We start from the raw sequence: 16,415 nt of genomic DNA, 5'->3' as shown, positions 1-16,415 counted from the left end.
TAAAAATGATTGACGGGGAAGAATGGTTCCTACAAGATAACTCAACTTATTTTTCTCGCTATTCGAAAAATGACGTACCCCCTTTTGAATTCTGAGGGCGGTCTCGACTTCTTTTTACCGGGAAACCATACAAACCATGCCTACCATTGAACCCTCTCGGCCTCAGGGTATACCCCCTTGGAGTCCTATTCAGGGCAACAACCGACAGGTAGTTTCGGTTTCGTTATGAAGTATATTTGTTTAATATCTCCTTGAACTCAAGGATAATTGAAGAAAAAACCAATACTCACACCTCGTAATCCCGGTGACTGAATCTTCCTCAGCCTCCCCACCACCTGCAGCTCAGTCTGCAGCTCTCCGCGGCCTGCTAGTCGCGCAATTTTTTGGAGCCTTTAATGATAATGCCTGGAAACTTATTGTCGCTCTCCTGGCTATTAAGCAAGTCGCCGCCTCGGTAGGTGCATCTGGGCCGGATTTTGAAGCAGCCTCCCAGACGACCACCACACAAGCTTTTGTCATCTTTACCCTTCCCCTGATGGTGGTTTCGGCCTTTGCCGGAGTCTTTTCCGATCGGTTCAGTAAGCGAACCGTGATCGTCGTCATGAAAGCCGTAGAAGTTTTGTTGATGGGAGCCGGTACCGCAGCCCTTTTTTGGAATCCGCTGGGTGGAGTCCTCCCCCTCCTGGTACTAGCCGCAATGGGTGCCCAAAGCGCCCTTTTTAGTCCTTCCAAATATGGAATTCTTCCTGAACTCCTGCCTCACCATCGCCTGTCATGGGGAAATGGTCAACTCGAGATGTGGACCTTCATCGCCATCATTGCAGGGACCGCATTGGCGGGTCCCTTGCTGGACCTTTCCGGCCAAACCCCATGGCTAACAGGCTTAGTGCTTATGGTGTGTTCGGGAATAGGTTTATGGGCTTCTTTGTTTATTCCCACAGTCCCACGGGCTCGACTTGAGGGCGGAGTGCGAGAAACCTGGAAAGCCGCCATTGAAGCCCTTCGGTTAGATCGAGTTTTGAAATTGGGTATATTGGGGGCCATGGCATTTTGGACGTTGGCCAGTTTGGTTGGGCAGGATGTGTTGATCTACGCAAAAGCCGTCCTTCAATTATCTGATTCTCTTTCAGGGCTACCCCTGGCAGCCTTCGGAATTGGGGTTGGCATTGGCTCCCTGTTGGTCGGAAAACTCTCAGCGGCCAAAGTGGAATTAGGCTACCTTCCCTTGGGAGGCACAGGGATAACCGCCAGTCTTTTCGCCTTAGGGTTTGGGGAGCCACAATTAGGAGGAACCCTCATGGCCATGGGTTGTCTCGGCCTCGCCAGCGGATTTGTGGTGGTCCCGCTCAACGCTCTGATCCAATGGCGATCCCCGGCTGATCGACGAGGGGCCGTGATTGCCTTTGCCAACACCCTGGTCTTTGGAGGAGTCCTTTTGGGATCTCTGGGATCAGGATTCCTGTCAAAGATCGGGCTTAGCGCCAGCAATATCTTTCTCGTCTCAGGCATCGGGAGCGCGACTCTGACCATTTGGGCGCTTCGGGTTCTCCCCGAAATGTTTATTCGGTTGATGTTAGTCTTGTTCACCCACACCATTTATCGACTCACCATCACCGGGCGGGATCGTATTCCGCAAGAAGGCGGGGCACTTCTGGTGCCCAACCATGTCTCCTTCATTGACGGACTGCTCCTACTCGCCACCACCGATCGCCCTATTCGATTTCTCGTCGACCAACATTATTATGACCATCGCGTGCTCCATCCCTTTGCCAAAATCATGGGGGTCATTCCCATTTCCTCGAACGGATCTCCCAGAGAAATTTTATCTGCGTTACGGCAAGCAGGACAGAGTCTCGATCGAGGCGAACTGGTATGCATTTTTCCAGAAGGCCAAATTACCCGTACCGGTAACCTCTTACCCTTCCGGTCGGGATTCACCCGTATCGTCAAAGGTCGGGATGTCCCCATTGTTCCCATCAACCTTGACCGTGTCTGGGGGAGTATCTTCAGTTTCATCGGTGGACGATTTTTGGCAAAATGGCCGACCTGCTTCCCCTACCCCATCACGCTCTCTATCGGCGATCCCCTCCCCTCAACCACATCTGCTGAAGAGGTGAGGCAAGCCGTTCAAGAATTAGGAGAAGCCGCCTGGCGTTTACGAAAACCCAGCCGACGCCCTCTCCATCACAGTTTTGTATGGTCCATGCGCAAACACCCTTTTCGCCTCATGTTTGGAGATGCGACTACACCTCATGTGTCCTGCTTCAAGGCGCTGACAGGCGCTATCGCCTTGGCAAGAGCACTCAGACCTCGCTGGGAAGGGCAACACACGGTTGGAATTCTACTGCCTCCGAGTGTGGGCGGCGCACTCGCCAATGTGGCTGCAACTCTTTCGGGAAAAACCACCGTCAATTTGAATTACACCCTTGGGGTACAAGGGTTGGAGGCCACCGCCAAACAAGCGGGATTAATAACGGTTCTCACCAGCCGCATCTTCTTAAATAAAGCCAAAGTCGAACTCCCGGCTTACCTTACTCCTATCTGGATCGAGGAGATTCGAAACACAATTAATTTACAGGCTCGGCTCACCGCGGCGTTGTTAGCGCTCTTCGCTCCAGTCCGAATGTTGGAGCGTCACTGTGGAGCCACAATTCATCCTTCTATCGATGATATCGCCACCATTATTTTTAGTAGCGGGAGCACGGGAGAACCTAAAGGCGTCCTGCTGAGTCATTTCAACCTTGATTCAAACGTGGAAGGAATTGCCCAAGTCCTGCACCTGGATCACAATGACCGACTTTTGGGGATTTTGCCGTTTTTTCATTCTTTCGGATATCTGACCACACTGTGGTTTCCACTCATCCATGGAGCCGGCGTGATCTACCATCCCTCTCCCTTGGATGCCGGGCCCATTGGAGACCTAATCCACCAGCATCGAATCACCATCCTCTTAACGACCCCGACTTTCCTGCAATTATATCTTCGCCGCTGCACCCCGGAACAATTCGGTTCCCTCCGGATCGTACTCACAGGCGCAGAAAAGTTACCCGACCGGCTTCTGATCGCATTCGAAGAACGATTTGGCATTCGTCCCATTGAAGGATATGGAGTCACAGAATGTTCGCCCGTGATTGCAGTCAATTGTCCAGATTTTCGAGCTTCGGGGTTTTTCCAATCCGCCTCTCGGCGGGGAACGGTCGGACAGCCACTTCCAGGCGTGTCTGTTAGAATTGTTGATCCTGATACTGAGCAACCGTTGCCGATCGGCACCCCAGGTATGCTCTTAGTCAAAGGGCCAAACGTGATGGATGGGTATTTAGGCCGTGAAGATTTGACAGCAAAAGTGATACGACAGGGATGGTACACTACCGGAGATATTGCGGCCCTGGATGAGGATGGGTTTATTACGATTACGGATCGCCTATCCCGATTTTCCAAAATCGGTGGCGAGATGATCCCTCATGGACGGGTTGAGAATGCGTTATTGGAAGCGTCAAACGCCGAAACCATGGTTTTGGCTGTCACCGCCGTACCTGATGAACGGAAAGGGGAGCAGCTGGTCGTCTTACACACCCTCGAAGAATCGGCCATTCCGGAGATCTTGGAAAAGGTCTCGGCTAGTGGATTGCCCAATCTGTTCATTCCCAAACGGGACAATTTTATCAAAGTAGATCACATCCCCGTATTGGGAACGGGAAAATTGGACTTGCGCACCTTAAAACAACTGGCACTGGAAAAACTATCAAATGCACAACTTCCTTAATACCGGTCAGTGAACGTGCTCCCAATTGACTTTATCTTCGGGTAACTCATGGACACAAAGTGGCAAAAAAATGACTGTCCAAGAAGTACCTTTAAAGCAAACTCAAACAATAATGAAATAGGCTTCGCTGCGGCACAACCTCCGACCACACGGACCGAAGACGTTTTCCGTAACCTATAGAGGCATGCCTCAATCTAAATATGACATTTTTGGATATTGGGAATAGTGGTTCTTCTACTTTGATCGGCCGTTAAATCCAAGGACCGTTTCGCCTGTTTACTGGAAGGACTTTCTGTTCTGATCGGCATCCCCCTTTCCAGAGGCAAGCTCACCTTCATTCCCTTCCATCCCAATTACCTATCAGTTACTCACCATTCATGCAGTTACTCTCATCCTAGGTGGACATTCTACGTACGCCGAGGTTCCACTGAACTTCTGGATGCAGGGCCTGGTTGCTTGGGCAGAAACACTTCGCCGGTCTTGACCGCTTTTATCAAGAATGGGTTCCGGCCGGCTCCATACGTGAAATACTACTCAGACAATCGCCTCTTGCCTCATGACAATGGATGTTTTGTCTGGCCACTTCCGAATGTCTGGCTTTTCGGAGCGGGGTATGAAATATTTGAATGAATCACAGCCCGCATCACCGGAGAAGCTGTCACAAACTTTACGGGAACTCATGGTGATAAATGGGATACACCATGCGATATCCCATTGGCCCCCATCCGACCCCCGACGAACCACTTATCGGTCAATCCATTCACGATTGACAACAGGCCCACATCCAAAACGGATCCACATTCACCATCCCCGCAAAAATCAGTGATTAATTGCCATATGCATTTGGTCGTTTTGCCGGAAGGGTAATGGCTGCACACTCTTTTCACACATGTTCAAAAATCCAATATTTCGCTTGTTTGCTCAAAAAAACAACAGCTCTCTCCAAGTAATCTGGCTACCGCACCCATTGATGGGATGGAAACACCGTACTACTACAAGAAAGCCGAAGCCGTATTGGTGAAAAATGAAGCTTTATCCTTACTGAGGGTAAACAGATTTTGACAAACGGACGAGGAAAGAAAGGAAGAACACCGAATCCCATTATCTGTCCACCGATCGCCCTGATTATCCGCCTGAACGAATAAATCATTTTGCGATGGGGCCATTGGGGGACAGAAGCTCCCATGTAGGTACGGGCTCTTGTCGGTTAATCGGAGGTAGTTTAAATGGAGAAGTGAGGTGTGCAAGAAAATGCAAGTACCAGAAAAAGATTTGGAATGGAGCCAAAAAATATTGATGAAGGACAAAAAGGAATAGCCCGCACAACCCACACGCGCTTCAAGAAGAACGAGATCATTTGACCTTCGAATGCTCTATCTAGCACTCCTGTCTAATCTGAGGCAACAATCCGAAATCTCACATCATCGGCCACGTTATAAGCCGAGGCCTCGTCTCCCACAAATAAACCACAACGATAAAGTCCGGGTTCCCAGCCTCCTTCCGGTGAAATTTGAAGCCGAAAGTATCCGGATTGATCATTCATGCTCATGATGACCCGATCCTGGACTAACGCGACCTGACTGGACAAAATCTCAGACTTTTCAAGAAAGCATTTGGCAGTTAAAGGAATTTCATCGTAGGAAGGGGTGACTAAGCCAAACACCACATAAATTTCTGGTTGAGTAACGGGAAAAGTGTCTCCCGGATCAATGGGAATAAATTCATGAGACCCCATAAGTAGGTCATCACGCATCACCATCTCTGCGGGAATGGCGAATCGGAACCAACTGAAATCCGCGTCACGCCCCATTAGGGATGCTCGGGAATGAACCGGTTCCAACCCCTCTAGACTTCTTGTTGGTAATTCCTCAGTTTGAACCGGCGGCGGATCGGGGATACCGGGATCAGGGCTGACTGGGCTGGGAACCACAGTGGACTGTGGGGTACTGGGAAGATGCGTCCGAATCATCTCCAACCATTGTGCCACCTTTTGCATATCGAGAACTGGTGCCCCGGCAACGATCGGAGCATCATCGGTACTTTCCTGGCTCTCCTCTGAAGTCACTCTTGGTGCAGGGCCTAACTCCTGAAGTAATTCAAAATGCATCAACGCTTCAGGCCATCGTTCCAATTCCACCAGGCACTGGCCAATACGAAAAATAGAGTCCAAATACACCTCATTGGACGCACCCTGATCAATCCCCTTTTGGAGAAAGTCGATGGCATCCTGATAGCGATTCAATTCCATTAAAGTCTGACCGAGTTCATAAGCCGCTCGATGATCGGAAGGTTTGAGGATGAGAACTTCTCGATATACCGGCTCGGCTTCCTCATACCGGCCAGCCGTAAAAAGTTTCCAGGCCTTATTACGGATCAACGCCCATTGCTTAAGATCTGCCCCAGTGCCCTCCGGGGTAAATATGGGTTGAAAACGGCGCCCTCTCTCCTTTGTAGCCCCATACACCACCATTAACAAATTGCGAGCAGCAGCTTCGACCGGAGAGCCTTTTGGGACATTTTTCAATACCCCTTCCACTTCCTTTCTGGCCCCTTCATAATCCAAGACATCAAAAAGCGCGCGGCCTAAAGACAATCGCCATCCTGTCATTTCCGGAGCCAGGAGTACCGCTTGGCGATATGATTCTAGGGACTCCTCTAAACGATCAAGTTTCCGAAGTTCTTGTGCTAAACGCAGATGAACCAGAGGGTTATGAGATGATCGTTTGGCGATACTTCTAAGCTCGGTAATGGCCGAATCTCCCTCTCCTATCCGAATCAATACACTCCATTTTGCCCACCGAACTTGCAACGAATCGGGCTCACGTTCCAGTATGGCATCATAGACCTCTAAGGCTTCCTGGTTCCGACGGATTGTCGTCAGAATGTTTCCTCGAAGTTTTTGGAAATTTGTATTATGGGGAAAATGGGAAATTTCCTGGTCAAGAATATCTAATGCTTGATTAGCGGATCCTTTCATCCACGCAGCCCGTGCTTGGTTGATCACCTCCTCCTCGGACTTCATTCCCTCCGCATAGGCAAACGCCCAGGTCCCGGCAAAAAGAGTTATAAGAAGCACCGACCCATAAATGGCTCCTGCCTTCTGTGGAAGTCGAGCCCATAAATTATGTGTATTGATTGCCAGCTTCATAGATGGGTTGAGTAGCGTGATGACAGTATGATCATTATACTCCACCACAAAATTTGGTGAAAAAACGGGATCCAATACCAGGAAGGAATCCAAACTTTCTTTGGCATAATCCACTCCACCATACAGATACAGTCTCTCCGACTAAGCTCAACGCCAAGGAGATCCCGTAACCAAAAAATTATTGTAGATGAGGAATAACGCGCTGTCGAGCGCTAACGGAAGGGAATGGCTGAGGACAACCCGATTCCCGGGTTGTCCTGAGAAGAGTGGACTGAAATTACCATGAGGAAGATTTTGCTCTTGATCGATTCTGCGATTCCGTTGACGGGCTCTTGGCCCTAACGTTCGGTTGTGTAAGATCATAATCCTGGAACGCCTCATTACGTTTGTTCGCCATTGCAGAGGAAATTCCTAGATATACCCTTCTGGCAGATTCGGACAATTCCGGGTCGAACGGTGCCCCTCGAAACGCTGCTTCGGCCGCCTTCCGTTCATCATAAGTCAATGGTCGATTCTGTTTTTTCATAACTCCTCCGTATTCATAGTTATATGGATTACAATCATTAATGTACTAAAGGGCGCGGCTCTTTTTCGGCCTGAATCCGTTTTCCACAATTCAAGCAAGCAAAATACAAAAGACATAATCCAACCTCTAAATCCACGGCGCGTTCTAGCACCATTGATCCCTGACATTTTTCACAGATTTTCATAATGTCCCTCAAAATAATAAGTGTTCCTGTTCTCAGCTTCGGTTGTGCAAACCATGTGCCTCTCTTCCGAACTCATCCGACAACCACCATTTCCATAAAATCTAAACGAACAGGAATGATTGAAGTATTGGAACACCACGATAATCTGGATCGACAAGAACCCGGTGTTAAATCCGTTGACAGTTGGCTCTAGTCGACCTTGGGCAGTAGGGTGAGATCATATGCTTTGAGAGCAGGTTAATTAGAGTTGAGTGGCGACAAATCCGTTAGGGAATCTGACAGGAGACACCACATTTAAATTAGATAAATGGTCGAAATATTTTCTCTAGCTTGAGAGCCTGAATTTCAGAGGAAGGTAAGGAGAAGTGCCAACGAGTTAGACTCTGACCGGAAAAGAAATAGCAGCCATGTAGGCTCTATGCTTCCAGATCAGATTACCGAAACTCGTTGTGAAAGAAGAAAAAAGCCGAATCTCTTGGACCTATAACTTTAAAAGCCTGTCCGATTAGGATATTGGCTGGAGCCGGCGAGTGGGATTGAACCACCGACCTGCTGATTACGAATCAGCTGCTCTACCACTGAGCTACGCCGGCTCACATTGGAAGGAATCAAATCGCGAAAGACAGTACGCTCTGGAGCACAAGGTTGGTAGGTTTTCTTTGTGGTCGTTTATACCTTTCGTCGCTTGGTAACGTCAACTTCCAAAGATTCCGGCTCTTTTGGAAAAATAGAGGATTTTGGGCGATCAATCGTAGAGTCCGCCCATTTATCCTCACCTCACTCTCTCCATTGACAAGGCAGCAGGTATATTTTAGTTTCTTGGGTTGACGTTATCTCAAGATCCATATGAGGGCGGAAGTGGGTGATCGAGTAAAACACATATTTAGCGGAATTGGGCTCATAATCGGTTTGGCAGGTACACCTCTATTGGCACAGGCTGATTTTCTGGTTAAGACTGTCGTGTTATCCAAGGATGTGAAAAAGAGAACCCCACAGGGAATATTCCTGCCTCCGGCCTATTGCGAAAAAGATAAAAACGGGCAAGCGGCCATTCCAGAGGTTCAAACTTCAAAAACCTCCCACGTGATATTTTGGACCAAAATCGAAGCAACCTCAACAGGAAAGATTCGTCACAGTTGGCATCACAAAACCGACGGAACATGGACAAAAATTTCAGAAGTGGACATCCCGATTCAGCCTTCTCCAGGCTATCGCATGTGGAGCAGAAAATCACTACATCCAGATCTACATATCGGCGAATGGATGATCGTGGTTGCCCCTTCAAAAGAACCGGATCGAATCCTCTGTATCGCCCGATTTACGGTGAAATAAACCTGTAGGACTTCGTTAGTCATGGGATTCACATTCACATGAACCAGAACTCATGGGTTATTTGCTCTGATCAGGCGGATTAAGCCATCTCATGTCACACCATAAACGTTTCACATAATCTTCTAGTCATCCCTATAGACGGTCTATGCCTTCTTCCGTTGCATTTGCCAATCTAATTCGGTTGTTCAATCAAACAGGGACTCTACTTTTACTCTTCCCCACGCTTTGGTCCCTGTTTCTTGCTTCCGAGGGTTGGCCCAGCCTTAAACTTCTTATGATTTTTATTTTGGGATCATTCCTCATGCGGAGTGCGGGAGTGATTATGAATGACCTGGCAGACCGGTCATTCGATCGGGAAGTTCAACGGACACGGCACCGCCCCCTCGCTTCCGGCCAATTAACCCCTTCCCAAGCAGTAGCATTTCTGGCCGTCTTGCTTGGGCTAGCAGCCATCTTGTTATTGTTCTTGAATCCCCTGACGCTTGCTTTGAGTCCTGTGGCATTGGTGCTTGCTGGAGGATATCCGTTCTGCAAGCGTTTCATCCATGTTCCTCAATTTGTTTTGGGCTTAGCATTTGGGTGGGGTGGCGTCTTGGCGTGGGCCGCTGTTCGCAACGAATTAGACCTGTCGGCCTGGATTCTTTTTGCAGCAACGGTATGTTGGGCGATGGTCTACGATACGATTTACGCCATACAGGATAAAGATGATGACCAAAGGATTGGAGTCAAATCCACCGCCATTCTCTTTGGATCCTTCACCTGGCTTGGGGTGGGAATTGCCGCTTTGTTTATGCTGGGGTGCTTGGCCTTGGTCGCCAGAATCAATCAGCTGGGAGTTGAATATTCTTTCACCTTAGGGGGAGTAGCTGTCATATTGGGCTATCAAGTCCTTCTTCTCCGCTCAAATATTTCAGGGGAGAAAGCCTTGTCCTTATTCAAACAACATATCTGGATTGGGATTCTTATTTTAGGAGGAATTTTGATGGGGCTTCGTTAGGTACACTTGGAAAGGATTACAAAACGACCGCTTGCTTTAATGTTTATTAGCCAAACACCTCCCTCATATCTTAGGCACTCATCTTCTTTTTCTAATTTTCAACCTGCCCCTGGTCATCAAGAGCATTTGCCGGTACTTTTAATCTTACGACCATCGGCGTTTAACGGTTCCTGTTAGAAACTAATATTATAGAAAAGCACCTGGTCAGGATAGGGTTTAGCCTAAAAAATACACTTCTCAAAAAGAGAAAGGGCCGTTGGGAGATTATTCTGATGTCGAACTTTGATTTTCAGGTTTTGGAGCCTGGAGCGTCCCGAGATAATACGTAAGAGCCTTTGCATCTTGCTCTGAAATCCCCAAATTTGGCATCCTGGTATGTTTTTTCATGGCTTGGGGATATAGAATCCATCGATAGACCCATGTAGGATTGAGGCGAAAGCCTGCTCGATCCAATGCAGGGCCAACCACCCCGCCTTCATCGTTGAGACTATGACATCCCTGGCATCCATATTTTTCATTATATAACTGCTTTCCCAATTTAGCTTGAGCCGCACGGTCTTCTTCAGCAATGGTAAGATCAGGTCGTGAGACTTGCGGCTTTTTCGGTCGTTTTAAAAAATTATCAACGGCGGCTTTTGCCGTTTCATATTTTTCATTGGCGGCAAGAAACACTTCTTCTTCAGGAATGGTCACTTCTTTGGGTTCGTAGTTTTCAAGCTGCTCATCAGTTAACGTTTCTTCATACGCTGCTTGTGCGGCCTCTGCTTTTTCAACGGCTGCCTCATAGGCGGCCTTTGTGGTTTCCATCTCTTGCTGCGCCACCTGCAATGCCTCTTCTAATTCCTTCTTTCTTGTTTCCAAATCATAGCTCAGCGACATCCCATGAAGGGTTCGAACATATCCCACAATTGACCAGATTTCTTCCTCCGATAACGTATACTTAAAGGTCGGCATGGTTGGTACTGCAAAATAGTCCTCATCATCAAGGACTTTTTGATCCGTGGTATCTTTCATATCTCGATAAACAGTATGAAAAATCTCCTCATCACTGAAAGTGGACATTTCGGCATTGGATGCGAGATTTTTCGGTCGGGGGTCCGACATGCGATCCCAATTGAATCCTTCTCCCTGTTGTCCGGTCTCTCCATGGCAATGACTACAATAGTGGTTATAGAGCTTTCGACCCTTCGCCGTTCTTTCATCCTCAAAAAGCGCACAGCCAGAAAACAACGTGAAGGTTATTCCGAGGACGGCCAACCCGATGACTGTCATATCGCGACCGCCTCCCGCTACCCGTTTCATACTGATTGCCCCTTTCTCAGTTTTCTGACTATCACCAATTCAAATGCCGCTGCGAGAGCTAATCCTAAAATAACCCAACCAAAAATGGAATTATCTGCACTCGGTTCTGCTCGAACATACCACCAAGTAGAGACGGCTTTCTGGCCCCCCTTTTCCTTTACCAGACCATCGACAACCGCCCCATCCCAAAAAGCAAATGCGACATTACGCCATTCGCCTTCCTCTACTTGCACATCCTGAGCATCCTCGGTTTTCAATAAACGGGAAAAGACCACTTTCCAAATACCGTTTTGCCAAACACCTTTTGCTTGAACATCCTGATGGGGTTGGGTTTCCAAGGTCTTAAACCCTTTTGCGCTCATATCAACTGCTTTGCCACTTTCATTTTTCCAAAACCAAATATTTACCGGTCCGCCTTCAACCTGCAACATTTCTTGGCCATGTGCGAAATGAGCCATTTTATCACCCACCATAAATTCAAGTGCTGCGGCATCGGCGGCATCTTCGGTAGGATCTGCATATTCCACGAGAATAGCCAGTTCCTGGCCATTATGAACCCCTTTGACCTTGACCGACTTCACCGTCACCTCCTGGATTCTAGGAGGCCAATGCACCTGGGGCGCCAGGTTAAATTCCGAACTAGGCACCGAATCCCATTGTGAAGAATTTGGGTCTTCTGACGGCAAGCTGCCTTCTAATTGATACAATCGAACCGAGACACTACCTGGCTCATCTGAAGCAGGGGGCTCATTGGCAAAAGCTGACGAAAATCCCAGGACCCCGAACAGCCCAATAATGGATAGTGTCCTGAGGCTTCCTAGTCCATTCAACATGTCATATTCTCCACTCATTCATCCACAACATAATTGGCTTGAGTCTATTCTTCTTCTTCTTCCCAAGTCCGAGGGGATTGGTGTGCCCCATCATATTCACCCATAATAATTTTCCAAATAAACTCTTCTGGCAATTCCTCTTCCCATCGTGGCATAGCCGACTTCCAAGGCATTCCTTCGACGGGTAAACCCACTCCCCCTTTTTTGATTCTCCAGAACAAATACGCCTCTTGTAATTGCGCAATAGTTCCCGGATCACTGAAGTTGGCAGGAGGTGGATTAAAGCCAGGGGCCGCTGGACCCTTTCCATCATAATTGGCTCCGTGACAGGGCGAGCAGTAGGCGGCATACAGGCCTTTGCCCATCATAATATTCTCAGGGGTTTTGGGATAAGGGTTTGATAAGCCGACAAATTCACCTGGCGGGGCCGGATGAATGGTCCTGTTTTCGGCAGGTGGAAGGTCGCTAGGGACCAGTCGACTGTACGTTTGCCACCCCACCAAAAGCGGGAACATAACCAACACCGCCAACCGGGCCATCTGCCCTGCTCCCGTCTGTCCTTTCCCCGACAAAAATCTGAAGATTGGCCCCATCATGGCCTCCAAGGAAGGCGCACTCATGGTTCCGTAAATCATTATTCCACTCAGAACAAGGGCCAAATACAGGTAAATTAAACTGGCTGGAAGAGGTGCCGTCACTAACGGAAGAAGGAATTTCAAAAATATGAACATTCCAGCAAGAATGATAGCTCCACTAATGATTGGGCCTTTCATGATATTCTCCTCATTGTGGCTATTCCTTTAGCGGTCCGCCAAATTCGGCAATTGAGATTTAAGTGTGGAGGAGACCGAAGCCACCTTTAAGGAATTGGCTGTTTCTTGCGCAGTTTCCATTATATCTTCAACTTTGATACTGATGGGCTCCCCACTCATTTTTTGGAGAAACGCAATAACCGAATAAATTTCCTGATTGCTTAAGCCGATGGGATCCTGGTCAATATGGGGCATCTGTGCAGGATATTCTTTTGGAATACCATCATGCCTGAAATCCAAATAAATATAGGCTTGAGGCTGGGTTAAACTTTCATAGAGAAATTCAGCAGACAGTTTTGCTCCAATGCCATTTAAATCAGGGCATCTGGCCGATTCGCTCGGTCCAATGGAATGGCATAACGCACATTGTCCCTTGCTGAAAAATATTTTTTGCCCAATCGAGGCCAAATCATCTGGACTTTTGACGCTGGCAAGATCGAAGGTTTCTACCGCCGGAGGCAAGGACGCCATTTGGGGAACACTCAAGGCAATTAAGCTAAAGACTCCCAAGACCATCGCGACGAATCCAAGCACCCGAAGGAACATGCCCTTAATAAACAACAGGATGAGGATACCCACCCCAATGACACACATGCCGATTATCTGCAATAGCGCGACTTCACTCATGTTTCCTCACCCATGCTTTTCAAAGATGTATGGCTCTTGAGTCTTGCTCTTACTCCATCCCTATTCAAGTTTTTCCCCTGAAATTGGTGCACCACCAGCCATTGCCGGAGCGGTGTGGCCAGGAATTCCCATAGTAGATCCCTTTGGCGGCTGGGCTTTGGCCTTATCGCCCAAGGTCGCCACCCAAAAAATAAATGCGACGATCAGGCAAAACACAAATGTATTAAGGGACATAAATGCCGCCGCATACCCTAACGCAGGGGAATATGCATACTCCGAGGTATCTCTCATGACGCCATAAATGTGCCAGTGCACACGAGATGATGAGCGTGCATATCCCATTAAGGACATGAGCAAAATCACCATCACCGCATTTAAGACCAGACTATAGCCAGCCCGAATAGGCATTTTTCCCCATACCATTTCCGTTGTCGTTTTAGCACTTTTCATTAACAAAGCGGTTAGTGGGGTGAACGTAACCATGATGAACAGCACAATTAACACCTGGGCAACCGAGAAATAATTAATCCGGATAATGGCTGGGACAAAATATCCCCATACCCCAAGAACCACAACGGCGATACCTGCGATAACCAGTAAACCTCCCATAATGGCCTTGGCAGCTTTGGCCCATCCTGCGGTCTCTTGTTTTCCCGCCCGCCAATACATGATGAAACTCATAAACGTCACGAGTATCATGATATTGGACACGGTCATCTTTGCGGACATCACGCCGAACACCCCGAGTAACGGATGGTGAGTACCGCCCATTTTTTGTGCTTCCGCCAAACTCGCCACCAAGGAATGCGGAGTCATCCACACACCAAGGCACAATAACAGGACAATCAACATCCCCATTACCGGTTTTTTATATTGGTTTTCAGACCCTGGAATTCGGTGGGTAATTCCCAACCAAAAATAATAGTTGGCTCCAAGGAAGAGCACTCCAATGAGCATAGCCTGAAGGATAAACAGCCATGCCAGGAAACCACCCATAAGGGTAATCCCCATTTGTTGGTTGTATTGGTAGACCTCCCGCATAAGCCAATAGCCGGCAAATGGGAGGGGTAACATACCAAACACACCAATAAAATTCCCGACATACCCCATCCAATCGTAGTGCTCCCGCTCTTCACGTGAAACTGCGAGTAAATAGCGGACACCCGCATACGCTCCCACTATGAATCCACCCAACACCACGTTGGCGATCAATCTATGGATATTGACAGGCCACCAGGTTGGGTTTTGCATGGCCATCCAAGCCCTAGCCCAAGCATCTCCCTCCCCCACCACCACTGGACTGGCCTGAAAGGTTGCCCATGAGTTGGGGACGATCATGATTCCGAGGGCAAAAAGATTTAAAAGAAACCCTAAAAAAAGATGGAAAGTTTTTTTATTGCCCTGCATGTAATCCCACCCATACCAATACATATACAGGGTGGCCGTTTCCAATAAGAAAAGCAGACAATAAACAAGGAAAGAAGGGAAAAACATATCGGTCAGGTAGGCCATCAACTTTGGATAGAGTCCGATCAGAAGGAATAAAAGGATTCCGCCGAAAAGGGCGGTGGTGGCATAAGCTGACGTTAGGAGCTTTGTAAACTCTTTGGCGAGCTTGTCATACCGTTGTTCCTTGGTTTTCCATCCAACCAATTCGCATATCCAGGCAAAAATCGGAACACCTAACACGAAACCAGCCAGCAACAAATGTTGTTGCGCGACAACCCACACCAGGTTACGACTACCGATTCCAGGGACATCCCGATATTCAACCGACATGGCCTGAATCTCAGCACCTCCAGCCGCCATAGCCAAAGCCGGGAGAAAGAGAAGGGCCAAAAAACTTCCAAATTTAAGCAATCCAGGCATTCTATTCATTCCTTGCACAACGGTTGCGTGTCGTAATTGGCCGGCCGATGTCATTCTGGCCCCCCTTCGATCGTTCATAATTTTGTTCAAGGCAATTCACCAGAGCCCGCCAACCTTTTCTATGGCTTTCCCCCATCCTCTACTGGAGGCTGTTTTTCAGCCTTTTTTTCCGGTTTGGCTTTAGGTGAAAGGTCGCCAGCTTCTGAAGACGTTTTTGTATCTCCAGACTTTTCTTCCTGAAGCTTACTCACCACAAGTTCCGCGTTGGCCAGAACTTGCTCCGTTTCCTTTAACACCTTTTGTGGCTCAACTTTGACCACTCCTTTTTTTTCAAAAGTATAGACATATTCTTCATGTGGGTGTGGCGTCGTAGAAGGCAGAAGAACCCAGAAGATAAACACTAGTACGACCCCCGCCCCAGTAAATGCAGTTAGGAGCAGAGGTTGATCGGATGGAATACGCAAGCTGTCCCAAAATTTAGCCTGGTCCACTGCTGACCCTTTTACCGGTGTCGCATTTTTTACAAATGGTTGAGCGAGCCACCCTAGGCCATACAGCCACCCCAATATACAAAGAATAAGTACGATAGACGACACACTCCCCCACATCACCAGCTCAAGACTTATCTGTTCAGCGACGGGAATGACGAATATATTTTCTTTAATAGATTCAACAATATTTGAGACCACCGACTGAGTGGTTTCGGTCACCGTGGACACCACGATCATGATGACTGGTAATGCCAAAGCACTAAAGGCTGCCCATCTGATCCATAGATGGAGACCAAAGCCTGGTTTTGGATCGACCTTTAACCTGTCAATAAATACGGTTCTTGCACAGAGACCAAGAGCCCAAATATCAACTGGTATGGAGACAAGTAACAAAAGAAAAAGCCCGCTCCCCTCCCATGGATGCATATGTGCCGCAAGCAACAACAAGGCGACCACCATCTTTATTGGAAATCCGGTCCAGAATGTAGGCCAGAAAACTAAAAGCCCTAACTTCGTATTTGACATATGTTC

General features: G+C 48.1%; 10 protein-coding genes and 1 tRNA gene. 3 read left to right on the top strand and 8 right to left on the bottom strand.

Annotation, left to right across the window (positions count from 1 at the left end; translation table 11 throughout):
* The first annotated feature begins 304 nt into the window (after nt 1-304).
* Nucleotides 305-3,763 carry an acyl-[ACP]--phospholipid O-acyltransferase gene (locus PQG83_RS17515; protein ID WP_312743847.1) on the top strand — a complete coding sequence of 1,153 codons (3,459 nt, stop codon included), beginning with the start codon at nt 305-307 and terminating at the stop codon, nt 3,761-3,763.
* A 1,390-nt stretch (nt 3,764-5,153) separates the two neighbouring features.
* Here the strand turns inward: PQG83_RS17515 and PQG83_RS17510 are convergent.
* Together PQG83_RS17510 and PQG83_RS17505 are read right to left on the bottom strand one after the other, a co-directional pair.
* Entirely contained in the window at nt 5,154-7,025 is a 1,872-nt protein-coding gene (locus PQG83_RS17510) for a tetratricopeptide repeat protein (RefSeq protein WP_312743844.1), read from the bottom strand.
* Nucleotides 7,026-8,139: 1,114 nt separating this feature from the next.
* Nucleotides 8,140-8,214, bottom strand: a tRNA-Thr gene (locus tag PQG83_RS17505).
* Nucleotides 8,215-8,479: 265 nt separating this feature from the next.
* On the opposite strand from PQG83_RS17505, the gene PQG83_RS17500 reads away from it, so the two are divergent.
* Together PQG83_RS17500 and ubiA are read left to right on the top strand one after the other, a co-directional pair.
* Nucleotides 8,480-8,953 (top strand): DUF2914 domain-containing protein, encoded by a 474-nt coding sequence (locus PQG83_RS17500; RefSeq protein ID WP_312743842.1) that lies wholly within the window; start codon nt 8,480-8,482, stop codon nt 8,951-8,953.
* A 145-nt stretch (nt 8,954-9,098) separates the two neighbouring features.
* Nucleotides 9,099-9,950 carry a 4-hydroxybenzoate octaprenyltransferase gene (gene ubiA, locus PQG83_RS17495; protein ID WP_312743840.1) on the top strand — a complete coding sequence of 284 codons (852 nt, stop codon included), beginning with the start codon at nt 9,099-9,101 and terminating at the stop codon, nt 9,948-9,950.
* A gap of 264 nt (nt 9,951-10,214) precedes the next feature.
* Here the strand turns inward: ubiA and PQG83_RS17490 are convergent, their stop codons facing one another.
* The 6 genes from PQG83_RS17490 to PQG83_RS17465 form a co-directional block, all read right to left on the bottom strand.
* On the bottom strand, nt 10,215-11,252 hold the full coding sequence (locus PQG83_RS17490; protein ID WP_312743837.1) for a c-type cytochrome: 1,038 nt from the start codon (nt 11,250-11,252) through the stop codon (nt 10,215-10,217).
* On the bottom strand, nt 11,249-11,779 hold the full coding sequence (locus PQG83_RS17485; protein ID WP_312743834.1) for an ethylbenzene dehydrogenase-related protein: 531 nt from the start codon (nt 11,777-11,779) through the stop codon (nt 11,249-11,251). Before PQG83_RS17485 ends, PQG83_RS17490 begins: the two co-directional genes overlap by 4 nt.
* A 350-nt stretch (nt 11,780-12,129) precedes the next feature.
* Nucleotides 12,130-12,858 (bottom strand): c-type cytochrome, encoded by a 729-nt coding sequence (locus PQG83_RS17480; RefSeq protein ID WP_312743831.1) that lies wholly within the window; start codon nt 12,856-12,858, stop codon nt 12,130-12,132.
* 27 nt (nt 12,859-12,885) lie between these two features.
* Nucleotides 12,886-13,524 carry a c-type cytochrome gene (locus tag PQG83_RS17475; protein WP_312743829.1) on the bottom strand — a complete coding sequence of 213 codons (639 nt, stop codon included), beginning with the start codon at nt 13,522-13,524 and terminating at the stop codon, nt 12,886-12,888.
* Nucleotides 13,525-13,584: 60 nt separating this feature from the next.
* Nucleotides 13,585-15,393, bottom strand: coding sequence for a cytochrome ubiquinol oxidase subunit I (locus PQG83_RS17470; RefSeq protein ID WP_312743827.1), 1,809 nt, complete (start codon nt 15,391-15,393; stop codon nt 13,585-13,587).
* A gap of 119 nt (nt 15,394-15,512) precedes the next feature.
* The gene (locus tag PQG83_RS17465; protein ID WP_312743824.1) at nt 15,513-16,409 is read right to left on the bottom strand and encodes a hypothetical protein; all 897 of its coding nucleotides are present in this window, start codon (nt 16,407-16,409) and stop codon (nt 15,513-15,515) included.
* Nucleotides 16,410-16,415: the final 6 nt, after the last annotated feature.

This window comes from Candidatus Nitrospira neomarina (assembly GCF_032051675.1).
Taxonomy (GTDB): domain Bacteria; phylum Nitrospirota; class Nitrospiria; order Nitrospirales; family UBA8639; genus Nitrospira_E; species Nitrospira_E neomarina.
Note: the sequence above shows the minus strand (reverse complement) of the source record. Positions and strands in the feature narration are given on the sequence as shown.